13 protein-coding genes are annotated in these 13489 nt (G+C 77.5%); 6 read left to right on the top strand and 7 right to left on the bottom strand.

What is annotated here, in order from left to right:
• The first annotated feature begins 25 nt into the window (after nucleotides 1–25).
• Entirely contained in the window at nucleotides 26–778 is a 753-nt protein-coding gene (locus ACI79V_RS00220; RefSeq protein WP_456885740.1) for an alpha/beta hydrolase, read from the top strand.
• A 9-nt stretch (nucleotides 779–787) separates the two neighbouring features.
• On the opposite strand, the gene ACI79V_RS00215 is transcribed toward ACI79V_RS00220, so the two are convergent.
• Complete coding sequence (locus tag ACI79V_RS00215; protein ID WP_456885739.1) at nucleotides 788–1492, bottom strand: alpha/beta fold hydrolase; 705 nt, start codon at nucleotides 1490–1492, stop codon at nucleotides 788–790.
• Between the two features lie 216 nt (nucleotides 1493–1708).
• Between ACI79V_RS00215 and ACI79V_RS00210 the strand changes: the two genes are divergently transcribed.
• Both ACI79V_RS00210 and mug read left to right on the top strand, forming a co-directional pair.
• A complete protein-coding gene (locus ACI79V_RS00210; RefSeq protein ID WP_456886259.1) occupies nucleotides 1709–2068 on the top strand; it encodes a hypothetical protein in 360 nt (119 codons plus the stop codon).
• Nucleotides 2065–2583, top strand: a complete 519-nt coding sequence (mug, locus tag ACI79V_RS00205) for a G/U mismatch-specific DNA glycosylase (RefSeq protein WP_456886244.1) — start codon at nucleotides 2065–2067, stop codon at nucleotides 2581–2583. The genes ACI79V_RS00210 and mug overlap by 4 nt, the downstream gene beginning before the upstream one ends.
• A 1-nt stretch (nucleotide 2584) precedes the next feature.
• On the opposite strand, the gene ACI79V_RS00200 is transcribed toward mug, so the two are convergent.
• A complete protein-coding gene (locus ACI79V_RS00200) occupies nucleotides 2585–5485 on the bottom strand; it encodes a BTAD domain-containing putative transcriptional regulator (protein ID WP_456885737.1) in 2901 nt (966 codons plus the stop codon).
• A gap of 164 nt (nucleotides 5486–5649) precedes the next feature.
• Between ACI79V_RS00200 and ACI79V_RS00195 the strand changes: the two genes are divergently transcribed.
• Nucleotides 5650–6945, top strand: a complete 1296-nt coding sequence (locus ACI79V_RS00195) for an FAD-binding oxidoreductase (RefSeq protein ID WP_456885735.1) — start codon at nucleotides 5650–5652, stop codon at nucleotides 6943–6945.
• 100 nt (nucleotides 6946–7045) lie between these two features.
• On the opposite strand, the gene ACI79V_RS00190 is transcribed toward ACI79V_RS00195, so the two are convergent.
• Nucleotides 7046–8287, bottom strand: coding sequence for a globin domain-containing protein (locus tag ACI79V_RS00190; protein WP_456885733.1), 1242 nt, complete (start codon nucleotides 8285–8287; stop codon nucleotides 7046–7048).
• A gap of 193 nt (nucleotides 8288–8480) precedes the next feature.
• Between ACI79V_RS00190 and ACI79V_RS00185 the strand changes: the two genes are divergently transcribed.
• Together ACI79V_RS00185 and ACI79V_RS00180 are read left to right on the top strand one after the other, a co-directional pair.
• Nucleotides 8481–9605, top strand: coding sequence for a globin domain-containing protein (locus ACI79V_RS00185; protein ID WP_456885731.1), 1125 nt, complete (start codon nucleotides 8481–8483; stop codon nucleotides 9603–9605).
• A complete protein-coding gene (locus ACI79V_RS00180; protein WP_456885729.1) occupies nucleotides 9602–10468 on the top strand; it encodes a DivIVA domain-containing protein in 867 nt (288 codons plus the stop codon). Before ACI79V_RS00185 ends, ACI79V_RS00180 begins: the two co-directional genes overlap by 4 nt.
• A 77-nt stretch (nucleotides 10469–10545) precedes the next feature.
• On the opposite strand, the gene ACI79V_RS00175 is transcribed toward ACI79V_RS00180, so the two are convergent.
• From ACI79V_RS00175 to paaC, 4 genes are read right to left on the bottom strand one after another with little or no spacing between them, the layout of a single operon-like run.
• Nucleotides 10546–10941, bottom strand: coding sequence for a thioesterase family protein (locus tag ACI79V_RS00175; protein ID WP_456885727.1), 396 nt, complete (start codon nucleotides 10939–10941; stop codon nucleotides 10546–10548).
• Nucleotides 10938–12014 carry a 1,2-phenylacetyl-CoA epoxidase subunit PaaE gene (gene paaE / locus ACI79V_RS00170; RefSeq protein WP_456885725.1) on the bottom strand — a complete coding sequence of 359 codons (1077 nt, stop codon included), beginning with the start codon at nucleotides 12012–12014 and terminating at the stop codon, nucleotides 10938–10940. The genes ACI79V_RS00175 and paaE overlap by 4 nt, the downstream gene beginning before the upstream one ends.
• A gap of 1 nt (nucleotide 12015) precedes the next feature.
• On the bottom strand, nucleotides 12016–12522 hold the full coding sequence (gene paaD / locus ACI79V_RS00165) for a 1,2-phenylacetyl-CoA epoxidase subunit PaaD (protein ID WP_456876147.1): 507 nt from the start codon (nucleotides 12520–12522) through the stop codon (nucleotides 12016–12018).
• 5 nt (nucleotides 12523–12527) lie between these two features.
• Nucleotides 12528–13439 carry a 1,2-phenylacetyl-CoA epoxidase subunit PaaC gene (gene paaC / locus ACI79V_RS00160; RefSeq protein WP_456885723.1) on the bottom strand — a complete coding sequence of 304 codons (912 nt, stop codon included), beginning with the start codon at nucleotides 13437–13439 and terminating at the stop codon, nucleotides 12528–12530.
• Nucleotides 13440–13489 lie beyond the last annotated feature (50 nt).

The raw sequence follows: 13489 nt of genomic DNA, 5'->3' as shown, positions 1-13489 counted from the left end.
GCCGGACCCCGGGTACCGGGGGGCCGTGCCCACCCGCCGCCAGGTGCTGGGGGCCGCCGGCGCCGGACTGCTGGCCGGGTGCGGCGTGCGGTCGCCCACCGCGACGCCGGAGGCCGGGGACCCGGCCGTCCTGACCGCGCGCCCGACCGCCCGGCCCACCGGGCCGCCGCCGCTCCCGGGCACCCGCCCGCTCGGGCTGGAGGAGACCCGCGACCCCCTGCTGCACGTCCCGGCGGCCGGGGTCCCCGGGCCCGCCCCGCTGGTCGTCGTCCTGCACGGGGCGGGCGGCGACGCCGAGGCCGGGCTCGGGCTGCTGCGCGGGCCGGCCGACGAGCGGGGGCTGCTGCTCCTCGCGCCGGCCTCCCGCGGCGCGACCTGGGACGCCGTCTCCCGGGGCTACGGGCCTGACGTGGCCGTGCTCGACCGGGCGCTGGCCGCCGTCCTCGGGACCGTCCCGGTCGATCCCGGGCGGATCGCCGTCGCCGGCTTCTCCGACGGCGGGTCCTACGCGCTGGGCCTCGGGCTGGCCAACGGCCGGCTGTTCCGGCGGGTGCTGGCGTTCTCGCCGGGGTTCGTGCCCCCGGGGCCGCGCACCGGCCGGCCGGTGGTGTTCGTGTCCCACGGGACCGCCGACGACGTGCTGCCGATCGACCGCACCAGCCGGGAGATCGTGCCCGCCCTCCGCGACGACGGGTACGACGTCACCTACCGGGAGTTCGACGGCGGCCACGGCGTGCCGCCCGAGCTGGCCCGGGAGGCCGTGGACCTCCTGGGCTGACCGAGCGGGTCAGCCGGCCTCCTCGGCGAGGGCGCGGATCGGGTCGGACCAGGCGGCCGGCGCGGTCCACACGAAGCTGTGCGCGCCGGGCACGGACGCGAACCGGCCGTCCCGGGCACGGCCGGTCAACGCGCGGGCCCACTCCTCGGTGCACAGCCGGTCGTCGGCGCCGTGCAGCACCAGCACCGGGACCGGCACCCGGGGGACGACGTCCTCGAGGCGGTCGGTCAGGTGCACCCGGAGGGCGTGCACGATGCGGCGGGTGCCGGCCCGCTGCCGTTCCGGCCGGTGGGCCTCGTCGAGGTCCGGCGGCTCCAGGCGGTGGTTGCGGTACCAGGCCCGCAGCACGCCGCCGAGGCTGCGGTAGCGCGGGTCGACGGTCGGGCCGGCCAGCACCAGGCCCCGCACGCCGGCCGGCCGGCGGAGCGCCGCCCGCGCGGCGACCTGCGTGCCACCGGAGTGCCCGGCCAGGACCACCCGGTCCAGCCCGGCGGCCGCCAGCCAGGCCACCACGGCGTCCCCGAACTCGACGACGTCGAGCTCGTGCGGCGGCTCGCCGCTGCCGGAGAAGCCGGGCAGCTCGACCAGGTGGGCACGGGTCCACGTCCCCAGAGCGCGCAGCCCGGGGACGAGGTAGTCGGACACGCCGATGCCCTGGACCACGACGACCTCGGCGACGCCGCCGCGCGGCCGGCCCACCGAGCGGCTGTGCACCCGGCCGAACGGGGTGTCCCGGTCGGTCGGGACGAGGTCGGTCGACAGGGGGTACCTCCAGCGGCCGGACGGTGCGGCACCAGGGGTCCAGTGTCGTCGCGGCGGCCCCCGGGTGCGCGGCGTCCGGGTGGCTGGTTGGCTCCCCGACGGGCGGCCCAGCAGTCCGGCCGCCCGGTCCACCGACCGGGAGACGACGTGGTCACCACCATCGCAGGCATGTCCAAGCAGACGGCGGCGCGGGCGCTGGGCGCCGCCGGCGCGGCGTTCGGGGCGCTGAGCGTCCTCGCCCCCCGAGCGGTCGCGACCGGCTACGGCGTCCCGCCGACGCCGCAGGGCCTGCAGCTGCAGCGCCTCTTCGGCAGCCGCGCGCTCGCTCTCTCGGTCACCGCGCTGACCGCGCGCACCCCGGAGGAGGTCGACCGCAACCTGGCCCTGGTCGCCGCGGCGAACCTCCTCGACGTGGTCACCGCCCTCGGGGCGGCCGCCGGGTCGGGCCGGGCCACGACGGTGCGGGCGGTGGCCAGCTCGGCCGTCTACGGCGGGGCGGCCCTGGCGGTCCGCTCGATGCGGGACTGACCGCGGACTCGGAGCCCGCGGGCAAGCCGCTGCCCGACGTCGTCGCGCCGGACCTCGACGTCCTGTTCTGCGGGATCAACCCGTCGCTGACCTCGGCCGCCCGCGGGCACCACTTCGCGCGGCCGGGCAACCGGTTCTGGCCGGCGCTGCACCTGGCCGGGCTCACCCCCCGGCGGCTGGCGCCGGAGGAGGACCGCGAGCTGCTGCGCTACGGGCTCGGGGTGACCAACCTGGTCGACCGGCCCACCCGGACGGCGGCCGAGCTCACGCCCGCGGAGCTGCGGGCGGGTGCGGCGGCGCTGGGCGACCTGGTGGCGCGGTACCGCCCGCGCGTCGTGGCGGTGCTGGGCATCACGGCCTGGCGGCTGGCCACCGGCCGGCCCCGCGACGGGTGGGGCCGCCAGGACGCCGCGATCGCCGGCGCGCAGACGTGGGTGCTGCCCAACCCCAGCGGGCTCAACGCCCACTTCCAGCTGCCCGACCTGGCCCGCCTGTACGCGGGCCTGCGGCCGTGACTCAGCCGGCGGCCGCCGCGGTGCGGGCCTGCTCCGCCAGCCGGCCGACCAGGGCCACCGCGCCGCCGAGGTCGAGTCCGGCGCCCTCGGCCTGCGCGGCGACCAGCTCGTCCGCCGGCAGCGCCGCCCGGGTGGCCGCCACGTAGCGCTGCCCGTCCATGGGGTCCATCCGCAGCGGGTCGTAGCCGACCAGCCGGGCGTTGGCCTGCACCGCGCCGAGCAGCACCCCGGCGGCGCGCGGCTCCCCGGCCGCGGTGGCCGTGCCGACGGCGGCCAGCAGCCCGGCGAGGGTGCCGGTGAGGTCGCCCTCGCGGTGGGTGAGGTCGAGCATCTGCCACAGGTCCGCCAGCGCCTCGGCCGGCCGGCCCACGTCGGTGAGCACCTTGGCCCGGATCCACAGCACGGACGAGTGCGCCCACGAGTGGCCCAGGTCGACCGCGAGCCGCTCGGCGCGGGCGAGGTGGTCCAGCGCGCCGTCGACGTCGCCGGCGACCCGGGAGAACTGGCCGAGGGTCATCGCGATCTCGACCTGCACCCACTCGATGCCCGACGCCTGCGCCAGCTCCAGGCCGCGGGCGATGTCGTGCGGCGTCTGCCCCTCGGGGTCGGGCTGGCCGGTCAGCGCCCGCACGAAGCCGCGCAGGACCAGGGCGAGGGCGAGCACGCCGTCGGACTCGTCGGTGGCCGCGGTGACGATCTCGTTGGTCCGCGCCCAGATCGAGGGGACGTCGCCGGAGAGATAGGCGAGCAGCGCGTCGCCGAGCAGGGCGCCGCTGCGCACCCGGGGCGGCGCGTCCGGCGTCGCCTCCAGCGCCGCAGCCAGCCAGCGGCGGCCCTCGGCGACGTGCCCGCGGCGGTACCACCACCACGACAGCGCCGACCCGATCCGCAGCGCGAGCTCGCCCTGGCCGGTGGCCAGCGCGTGCCCGAGCGCGGCGCGCAGCGCGGGCTGCTCGGTGTCGAGCCGGCGGGCGCTGGCGGTCCACTCCGGACGGCGCAGCGTGGGCTCGAGCCGCTCGCTGAGCTCGACGGCGAAGCCGGTCAGCCGGTCGCGCAGCCGCCGCGACTGCGCCTCGTCGAGGCCCTGCTCGGCGTACTGCCGCAGCGTCTCGAGCATGCGGTAGCGGCCGGCGCCGTGGTCGAGCTCGACCAGGGACTTGGCCACCAGCACGCGCAGCAGCTCCAGCGCGCCGCCGTCGACCTCCGGCCCGGCGACGGCCTCGACCAGGTCGGGGCCGAAGGTGCCCGGCAGCACCGCCACGGCGCGGTAGACCGCCAGCTCCGGCGGCGAGAGCAGGTCCACGCTCCACTGCACCGTCGCCGCCAGCGTGCGCTGGTGCGGCACCGCGGTCCGCCAGCCGCCCGAGAGCAGGGCGAACCGGTCGTCGACCCGGCCGGCCACCTCCGCCAGCGGCAGCGTGGTCAGGCAGGCCGCGGCCAGCTCGACGGCCAGCGGCAGCCCGTCGAGGGCGGCCACCAGCTCGCGGACCTGCGCCAGGTCCTCCTCCGACGGCTCGGCCAGGTGCGGGGCGACCAGCCGGGCGCGGTCGAGGAACAGCCGCTCGGCGTCGCTGCCGGGGGCGCCGGCCGGCATCGGCCCGCAGGGCAGCACCGCCTCGCCGGGCAGGCCCAGCGGCTCGCGCGAGGTGGCCAGCACGCGCAACTCAGGGCAGCGCGGCAGCAGCTCGGCGCAGACGGTCGCGGCCGCCTCGACCACGTGCTCGCAGTTGTCCAGGACGAGCAGCAGCGGCCGGTCCTGCACGGCGGTGGCGACGGCGCCCAGCGGGTCGCCGCCGGCGAGGGTGACGCCCAGGACGGTGGCCACCTGCGCGGCGACCAGGTCGGGGTCGGTGACGCCGGCCAGCTCGACCAGCGCGGCCGGCGGCGCGTCGGCCGGCCGCCGCCGGGCGGCCTCCAGCGCCAGCCGGGTCTTGCCGCTGCCGCCGGGGCCGACCAGCGTGACCAGCCGCTGCCCGGCCAGCGCCGCGGCCACCTGGGCCAGCTCGCGCTCGCGGCCGACGAACGCGGTCAGCGGCACCGGCAGCGGGCCCAGCGGCCGGACCGCGGGCCGCTCGGGTGCGGGCGGCGCCGGGGCCGCGGCGGGCGGGGCCGGCGCGGGGCGGGTCCGGCCGGCGCCGGCCAGGGCGGGGTCCTGGCGCAGGATCTGGCCGTGCAGGGTCTGCAGCGCCCGGCCGGGGTCGACGCCGAGGCCGTCGGCGAGCAGCCGCCGGCCCTCCTCGTAGACCTCCAGCGCCTCGGCCTGCCGGCCGCACCGGTACAGCGCCAGCATCAGCGAGGCGCGCAGGCCCTCGCGCAGCGGCTCGGCCCGCAGCAGCTCCCGGACGTCGTCGACGATCTCGGCGTGCCGGCCCAGCCGCAGGTCCAGCTCGGCGGCGAGCTCGCGGGCGGCCAGCCGCAGCTGCTCGAGCCGCTCGGACTCCTCGACGGCGAAGGTGGCCGACACGTCGGCGTAGGCGGGACCGCGCCACAGCGCCAGGCCCTCGGTGACCGCCTCCCGCGCCTGCTGCACCTCGTCGCGCGCGGCCAGGTCGCGGGCGGTGCGCAGCAGCTGCACGAAGCGGACGGCGTCGACGTCCTCCGGGGCGACCTCGAGCCGGTAGCCGGGCTCCCGGGTGACCAGCAGCGTCCAGCGGCCGCCGGTGACGTCGGGCTCGAGCTCGCGGCGCAGCCGGGACACGATCGACTGCAGCGTCGCCGACACCGCCGCGGGGGGCTGGCCGCTCCACACGCGGTCGACGAGCAGGTCGACCGGCACGGTGCGGCCCGGGTCGACCAGCAGCGCGGCGAGGACCGCGCGGTGCTTCGGGGACTGGGGGGCGAGGAGGGAGCCGTCGCGCCGGACCTCCACGGGTCCCAGCACGCGGAACGAGGTGCCGGTCATCGCGCGGGAGCCTAGGATCCGGAACCCCGCCGTGGTGCTGGAGCCACTCCATCGAGTCGGTTCCGTGACCTGCTGACCTGGCGCCCAAGCGCCCGGCAAGGGGACACCAAGGACGGCGGACGACCCTCCTGGGGCACCGTCGCCGCGCACCCTGGAGACCTCCCGTGACGTCCGGAACCGTCCTGCCCGCCGTCCTCCCGCCCGACCTGTCGGCCGCCCTGCGGTCCCGGCTCACGCCCGGGGCCGGGCTGAGCGAGGGGTCGGTGGTGCAGGTGGCCGAGGCCGCCGACGTCGTCGCGGCCGTGCGGCTGGCCGGCCGGCACGGCGTCGCGCTCGCCGTCGAGGGACCCGGGCGCGGCACCGCCCCGACGCGCCGGCTGGTGGTCGACCCCGCGGGCCTGGCGGAGGTGACCGTGTCGCCCGCCGGGTGGGCGCGGGTGGGTGCCGGCGTGCGCTGGCGCGACCTGGCGGGGGAGGCGGGCCGGCGCGGCCTGACCCCGCTGACCGGCGCGTCGGCGGCCGAGCGGGTGGCAGACACGGTGACCGGGGGCGGCGTCGGGCCGCTGGCGCGCACCTACGGCCTGGCCTGCGACCGGGTCCGCGCGGTGGAGCTGGTCACCGGCGACGGCGCGCTGCGGCGGGTCACCCCCACCGAGGAGCCCGAGCTGTTCTGGGGCGTGCGCGGCGGCGGCGCGGCGCTGGGCGTGGTCACCGCCGTCGAGCTGGACCTGCTGGCCGCCGGCCCGCGCTACGGCGGGCAGCTGCGTTGGGCCGCGTCCGACGCCGCGCGGGTGTTCGACGCCTGGCGCGCGTGGACGGCGACGCTGCCGTCGCAGGCGGGCACCTCGCTGCTGCTGACCCACCCGCGGCACGGCGAGTGCGGGGTGACGGTCCGGTTCGCGTGGGCCGGGGACACCGAGGACGGCGTCGAGGTGCTCGACGGGCTGCTGCGCCCGCTGGCGGCCACCGTCCGCCCCCTGGACTCCGAGATCGCCCCGCGCGGTCCGGCCGGGCTGGCCACGCGGGACCAGGAGCTGGGCACCGGCTCCTCGCTGCTGCCCACCCGGATCCCCGACCGGGCGGCCGCGGCGCTGCTGCGGGCCGTCCGCGGTGCCCGGCCGCGCACGGTGGAGGTGCGGCTGCTCGGCGGGGCGCTGGGCTGGGTGCCCGAGCGGCCCAGCGCCGTCTGCCACCGCGACGCCCGGCTGGCGGTCCGGCTCGTCGGGGGCACCGGTGTCGAGGACCGGGCGGCCACCCGGGCCTGCGCCGAGGAGCTGGCGGCCGCGTTCGGTGCCGACCTCGCCGGCCGGCCCCCGGCCCACGGCTTCGCCGCGGTGCCCGACGTGCTGGCCCGCACGCCCACCGGGCCGGTCCGCGAGCGGCTGGCCGCGCTGGCGGCCGGCGCCGACCCGCACCGCATCCTCGAGGGCGCCGTCCCGGGGGACCGGCGCGGCGCCTGAGCCCCGGCCGGGCGGGCGCGCCGACCCCGTCCCGCGGTGCCCGACCTCACCCCGCAGCGCGGGGTCGGGCACCGCGCGGTGCGGCCGGGGTGCCGGCCGGTCAGCCGGCGTGCACGGCGTCGGGGGCCGGCTCGGTCTGGAAGTCGGCCTGCCACAGGTCGGGGCCGAAGACCTCGTACTGGACGTCCCGCGCGGCCACGCCCCGGTCGAGCAGCGCGCTGCGCACGGCCCGCATGAACGGCAGCGGACCGCACAGGTAGTAGACGGCGTCGGGCGGGAGGTCGACCGCGTCGAGGTCCATGACCCCGGCGTGGACCCCGTCGACCGGCAGCGTCCCGGTCGCCCCGCGCTCGTACCAGGTGTGGATCCGCGCGCCGGACAGCTGCCGGATGTCGGCGAGCACCTGCTCGCGCAGGGCGAAGGACTCCTCGTCGACGTCGGCGTGCAGGAGCGTGATGGGCAGGTGGGAGCCCGCGGCGGTCAGGTGGGAGAGCATCCCGGCCATCGGCGTGATGCCGATGCCGGCGCTGGCGAACACCACCGGGCGGCCGGAGTCGTCGAGGACGACGTCGCCGAAGGGCAGCGACATCGTCAGCCGGTCGCCCACCCCGACCCGGTCGCAGAGGTGGTTGGAGACCTCGCCGTCGGGCTTGCCGCCGCCGCGGACCCGCTTGACCGAGAACTGGCGGTGCTCGCCGTCGTCGGCCCGGGTCAGGCTGTACTGCCGCGGCTGGCGGACCCCGTCGGGCATCGGCACCTGCACCGTCACGTACTGGCCCGGCAGCGAGGTCTTGACCAGCCGGTCGTCGACCCGCCGGACCCGGAAGGTGACCACCTCGGGGGTCTCCTGGACCTTCTCGGCCACCTCCCACTCGCGCCACACCGTCTCCGGGCGGACGCCGCGGGCGCTGTAGAGGCCGCGCTCCTGGTTGATCAGCGCGTAGGCCATCAGCCAGTAGACCTCGTCCCACGCGGCGGCGACCTCGGGGGTGACCGCGTCGCCGAGGACGTCGGCGATGGCCCAGAACAGGTGCTCGTGCACGACGTCGTACTGCGCCGGCGTGACGCCCAACGAGGCGTGCTTGTGCGCGATCCGCGACAGCAGGCGCTCGGGCACCTGCTCGGGCGTCTGCACCATTGTGCTCGCGAAGACCGCGACCGACCCCGCGAGGGCGACCTGCTGCTCACCGGTGGCCTGGTTGCCGCGGTTGAAGACCCCGTCGAACAGCTCCGGGTGGGCGCCGAACAGGTGCCCGTAGAACCGCTCGGCGACCTCGCCGATGTGGTCGGCGACGACCGGCAGCGTCGCCTCGATGACGGGTCGTGATCGGTCGGACAGCATCGGTCCTCCTCGGACGGTCGACGGGACGCGGCCACCGACCCTGCCAGGAGGGACTGCGGACGGCGACTGCGGCCGTACCGGTACGGCCCTGGCCGCTGGCCGTGATCGTCGTTACAGTGCCCCGGACGGCGGTCCGGCCACCCGGTCGGCCGACGGGACCGTTGCACGGGGGGCTTGCGTGGACATTCCTGCGATGCGCGCCAACTTCGCCAAGGCGGCCGCGGCGGGGGACGAGGCGCCGCTGTGGTTCTACGCGCACCTGTTCCTCGCCCATCCCGAGACCCGGCAGCTGTTCCCGGTCTCGATGGCGCACCAGCGCGACCGGCTCTTCGCCGCACTCGGTGAGGTGGTGGCCCGGGTCGACGACCTCGACGCCCTCGTGCCGATCCTGCAGCAGCTCGGGCGCGACCACCGCAAGTTCGGCACCGTGGCCGAGCACTACCCCGCGGTGGGCGCGAGCCTGCTGGCCACCCTCGAGCACTTCGACGACGAGTGGAACGAGGCGCTGGCCGCGGACTGGACGGCGGCCTACGAGCTGGTCGCCTCGGTGATGGTGCAGGCCGCCGACGAGATGTCCGACCAGCCGCCCTGGTGGGACGCCGAGGTCGTCGCGCACGAGCGGCGCACCGTCGACACCGCCGTCCTGCGGCTGCGCTCGAAGGTCCCGCTGCCCTACCGCCCCGGGGAGTCGATCTCGCTGGAGACCGAGCTGCGGCCCCGGCTGTGGCGCTACTACTCCCCGGCCAACGCCTTCCGGCCCGACGGCGAGCTGGAGATCCACGCGCGGGCCCAGCCGGGCGGGCCGGTCAGCACCGCGCTGGTCCGGCAGGTCCACGTCGGCGACGTGCTGCGCCTCGGCCCCCCGGTCGACCACATGCGCTTCGACCCCGACTCCGACCGCGACCTGCTGCTGGTGGCGGGCGGGACGGGCCTGGCGCCGCTCAAGGCGATCGTCGACCACGTGGCCCGCAACGGCCCGCCCCGGCGGGTGGACCTGTTCGTCGGCGTCCGCCTCGAGGAGGACCTCTACGACCGCGCGGACCTGACGCGCCTGACGCAGGACAACCCCTGGCTCACCGTCACCGTCGCCGTCTCCGAGGACGGGCACTCGCAGTTCGCCCACGGCGACGTCGGTGAGGTGGTGGCCCGCGCGGGGCCGTGGGGGAGCAGGGAGGCCTACGTCGCCGGTCCGCCGGCGATGGTCGACGACACCGTCGAGAGGCTGCGGCAGCAGGGGGTACCCGAGGAGCGCATCCGCACCGAGGTGTTCGCCCCCAGCCGCCCGGGACCCGATGTGCACGGAGAGGTGACGACATGAGCACGACCACCGAGCCCGCCGGCTGGAGCGGCCGGCGGCTGAGCCCGGCGGACGTCCGCGACGTGCGGTTCGGCCGGTCCTCGGTCTTCCGCCACGGCTACGACGACGTCGAGGTCGACCGCTTCCTCGAGCGCGTGGGGGAGGAGCTGGCCCGGCTGCACGCGGAGAAGGCGGAGCTGCGCGACCGGGTGCACGACCTGCAGGCCCGCCTCGACCACGACCCGCGGCCCGAGGCCCCCTCCTCGCAGGCCGTGGGCATCCTCGCGGCCGCCCAGCAGACCGCCGACCAGTACGTCGCCGAGGCCGAGGCGATCAGCCGGGTGATGACCGCCGAGGCGCGCGAGCACTACGAGGAGCAGGTGCGCGAGGCGCGCGAGAAGGTCGGCGCGATGATCCAGGCGGCGCACGAGACCGCCTCCCGGATCGCCGCCGCGCAGGGTGCCGCGGCCGCCGCGGGGGACGCGGTCGGCGTCGACACCCGGACCGAGGAGGAGCTGCAGGAGCAGGTGCGGTACCTGCAGGCTTTCGGGCAGGCGTGCCGCGCGCAGCTGCGCGCCTACCTGGAGGCGCTGCTCGCCGATGTCGAGCGCGAGTGGGGCGCCGCGCACCCCGAGGGTGTGCCGGGAGCGCTCCGCGCCCAGGCCGAGCCGCTGCGGGCCGGCCGGGCGGCGACGCCGGCCGCGCCCGTCGCGGTGCCCCAACGCGCGGCGTCCGACCCGGCGCCGGCCGCGGCGATCGCGGCGCCCGAGGCGAAGGCCGGTCCGGAGGCGTCCGGCCAGGCCGGGCCGAGGACGGTGGAGGCGGCCGCGGTGCTGCTCAGCGACGAGTCGCTGCGCGCGGAGGAGACCACCCGCCGGCAGTGACCGGCGGTGGCCTCCCGCCGACCCCGCGTCACGGTGCCCGACCTCACCCTGCAGCACGAGGTCGGGCACCGCGCGCGTCAGCCCGGCCGGCGCAGCCGGGCCGAGACGACGTCCGCGGGCAGCACCGCCTGCCCGGTCGTCCCGCGGCCGAGCAGCGTGCCGTCGGCGCCGGTCGCGGTGAGCGCGCAGGTCAGCCGGTTGCCGCGCACCTCGACGCAGCTGGCGGTGACCCGGACCCGGTCTCCCGGCCACGCCGGGGCCAGGTGCTCGACCGCCACCGCCGTCCCGATGCCGGCCTCGCCGGGCTCGAGGTGGGCCAGCAGCAGCTTGCGCCCGGCCTCCTCGAAGTGCTTGGCCATCGCGTAGGTGGCGTAGACCGGGTGCACCGGGCCGAGCTCGTCGAAGTCGACGGTCATCGCCGCGGTGACGACGACGTCGAGGACGACGGTCTCGCCGGCGGGGATCGGGGTCACGCGTCGAAGTCGACGGTGACCGCGTCCGACAGCGGGAGCGTCTGGCAGGTCAGCACGTAGCCGGCCTCGACCTCGGCCGCCTCCAGCGCGTAGTTGCGCCGCATCTCCACCTCGCCGTCGGTGACCCGCGCGCGGCAGGTGCCGCAGACGCCGCCCTTGCAGGCGAAGGGCAGGTCGGAGCGGACCCGCTGGGCGGAGTCGAGCACGGGCACGTCGCGGGGGAGGGCGAGGGTGGTCGAGCGGCCGTCGAGGACCACGGTGACCTGGCTGCTGGGCCCCTCGACGAGCTGGTCGTCGCCGCGCACCGGCTGCGGCGGGACGTCGTCGACGTAGAACAGCTCCTGGTGCACCCGCTCGGGCGGGACGCCGAGCCCGGCGAGCAGCTCCCGGGCGTCGGTGACCATCCCGTGCGGGCCGCACAGCCACCAGTGGTCGACGTGCCCGGCGTCGACGAAGGTCTCGACCAGCGTGCGCAGCCGCTCGCCGTCGAGCCGGCCGGTGGTCAGCTCGGCGTCGCGCGGCTCGCGGGAGAGGACGTGCACCAGCTGCAGCCGGGTGCCGTAGCGGTCTTTCAGGTCGGCCAGCTCGTCGGCGAACATCACCGTGTTGGTGCGCCGGTTGCCGTAGAAGACGGTGACGGTCGACTCGCCGTCGCGGAGCACGGTGCTCGCCAGGCTCAGCGCCGGGGTGACGCCGGAGCCGGCGACGACGAACACGTGGTCGGCCGGGGTGGACAGGTCGGCGGTGAACGTCCCCGACGGCGGCAGCACCTCGATCTCGTCGCCGGGCCGCACCTCGTGCACCAGGTAGGAGGAGAAGAAGCCGCCGGGGACCTCGCGGACGCCCACCCGGGGCGGAGCGCCGACGGGCGCGCAGATCGAGTAGGACCGCCGCTCGTCGCGGTCGCCGTCGACCCGGCGGAGGGTGAGCGCCTGGCCGGGCCGGAAGGCGTAGTCCTCGGCCAGCTCCTCGGGCACGTCGAAGGTGACCGCGACGGCGTCGTCGGTGAGCTGCTCGACGCGGGCGACCCGCAGCGGGTGGAACTGCGGCCGGCGGCGGGTCGGTGCGCTCAACTCAGATCTCCTTGACGTGCTCGAACGGTTCGCGGCAGCTGCGGCAGCGGCGCAGCGCCTTGCAGGCCGTGGACCCGAACTCGCTGAGCTCCTCGGTGTCGGGGGAGCCGCACAGCGGGCAGGCCGCCGTGCGCCGGGTCGGGCCGAGCTGCAGCGGGACCGGGCCGGCGGGGCGGACCGGCGCCCGGCCGGGCGGCGCGATGCCGGCCGCGGCGAGCTTGCGGCGGCCCTCCTCGCTGATCCAGTCGGTGCTCCACGCCGGGGAGAGGACGGTGCGCACCTCGACGTCGTCGTACCCGGCCGAGTGCAGCGCGTGCAGCAGGTCGGCGCGCATGACGCCCATCGCCGGGCAGCCGCTGTAGGTGGGGGTGATGTCGACGACGACGGTGCCGTCGTGCACGCGGACGTCGCGCAGCACCCCGAGGTCGGCGAGGGTGAGCGTGGGCAGCTCCGGGTCGGTGACGGTCTCGGCGACCGCCCGCGGGTCGGTGGTGGCGGGGCCGGTCATCGCCGTCACCAGGTGGCCGCCGGGTGCCGGCGGGCCAGGCCCTGGAGCGTCTCCAGCAGCGCGGCCAGCTCCGGGCCGTGCTCGCCGGCCCGGCCGCGCGGCGGGACGTCGGCGGGCCACGGCGGCGTGCGCAGGGTGGCCCGGTCGAGCACCGCGGTGAGCACCTCGCGCACCTCGTCGCGGACGTCGGCGGGGTCGACCGCGACCCCGGCGCCGGCCAGCCGCCGCTCGACGTCGGTGGCGGTGAACAGGTCGGCCAGCAGCGGCCACACCGCGTCGGCGCCGGCCTGCACCCGCCGGTGGGACTCCGGCGTGCCGTCGCCCAGGCGCAGCACCCAGCGGGCGGCGTGGTCGCGGTGGTAGCTGAGCTCGTGGACGCCCTTGGCGGCGATCGCGGCGAGGACCGGGTCGCGGGAGTCCCGCAGCCGGGCGAACACCGCCAGCCGGACGGTGGCGGCCACCAGCAGCCGGACCATCGTCCGGCCGAAGTCGCCGTTCTCCGCCGTGGTCAGCGCGGTGCAGCGGAACTCGTCGGGGTCGCGGAAGTAGGCCAGTGCGTCCTCGTCGGGGATGCTCTCGGTGGCCTTCTCGCGGGAGCGGCCCAGCACGCCCACCGAGCCGGCCCGGGCCAGCAGCAGCCGGGCCTGGCCGAGCAGGTCGAGGGCGACGTTGGCGATCGCCATCTCCTCCTCGAGCTCGGGCGCGGCGGTCACCCACTCGGTGAGGCGCTGGGCGAGCACGAGGGCGTCGTCGCCGAGCATCAGGCAGTAGGCGCCGAGGTCGGCGTGGTCGACCCCGTCGGGGACGGTGGTGTCGACGCCGGCCAGCGGCTCGTCGAAGCCGGTGCCGAAGGCCCAGTGCCCCTCGCCCCCGTGGGCGTGGTCCAGCGCCTCGTACACGGTCTCCTCGTGCCCCATGTCAACCGTTCCTTCCGTGGTGGACGCGCCCAGCCGGTCGGCCCCCTCTC

The sequence above is a fragment of the Geodermatophilus sp. SYSU D00700 genome (assembly GCF_054050255.1).
The sequence above is the reverse complement of the archived record's forward strand: the minus strand, read 5'-3'. Positions and strand labels throughout refer to the sequence as shown.

Excerpts from the sequence above, each read along its gene's own strand:
- ACI79V_RS00210 (WP_456886259.1), top strand. The coding sequence starts at position 1,709 with ATGTCCAAGCAGACGGCGGCGCGGGCGCTGGGCGCCGCCGGCGCGGCG.
- ACI79V_RS00200 (WP_456885737.1), bottom strand. The coding sequence starts at position 5,485 with ATGACCGGCACCTCGTTCCGCGTGCTGGGACCCGTGGAGGTCCGGCGC.
- ACI79V_RS00190 (WP_456885733.1), bottom strand. The coding sequence starts at position 8,287 with ATGCTGTCCGACCGATCACGACCCGTCATCGAGGCGACGCTGCCGGTC.
- ACI79V_RS00185 (WP_456885731.1), top strand. The coding sequence starts at position 8,481 with ATGCGCGCCAACTTCGCCAAGGCGGCCGCGGCGGGGGACGAGGCGCCG.
- ACI79V_RS00180 (WP_456885729.1), top strand. The coding sequence starts at position 9,602 with ATGAGCACGACCACCGAGCCCGCCGGCTGGAGCGGCCGGCGGCTGAGC.
- paaD (WP_456876147.1), bottom strand. The coding sequence starts at position 12,522 with ATGACCGGCCCCGCCACCACCGACCCGCGGGCGGTCGCCGAGACCGTC.
- paaC (WP_456885723.1), bottom strand. The coding sequence starts at position 13,439 with ATGGGGCACGAGGAGACCGTGTACGAGGCGCTGGACCACGCCCACGGG.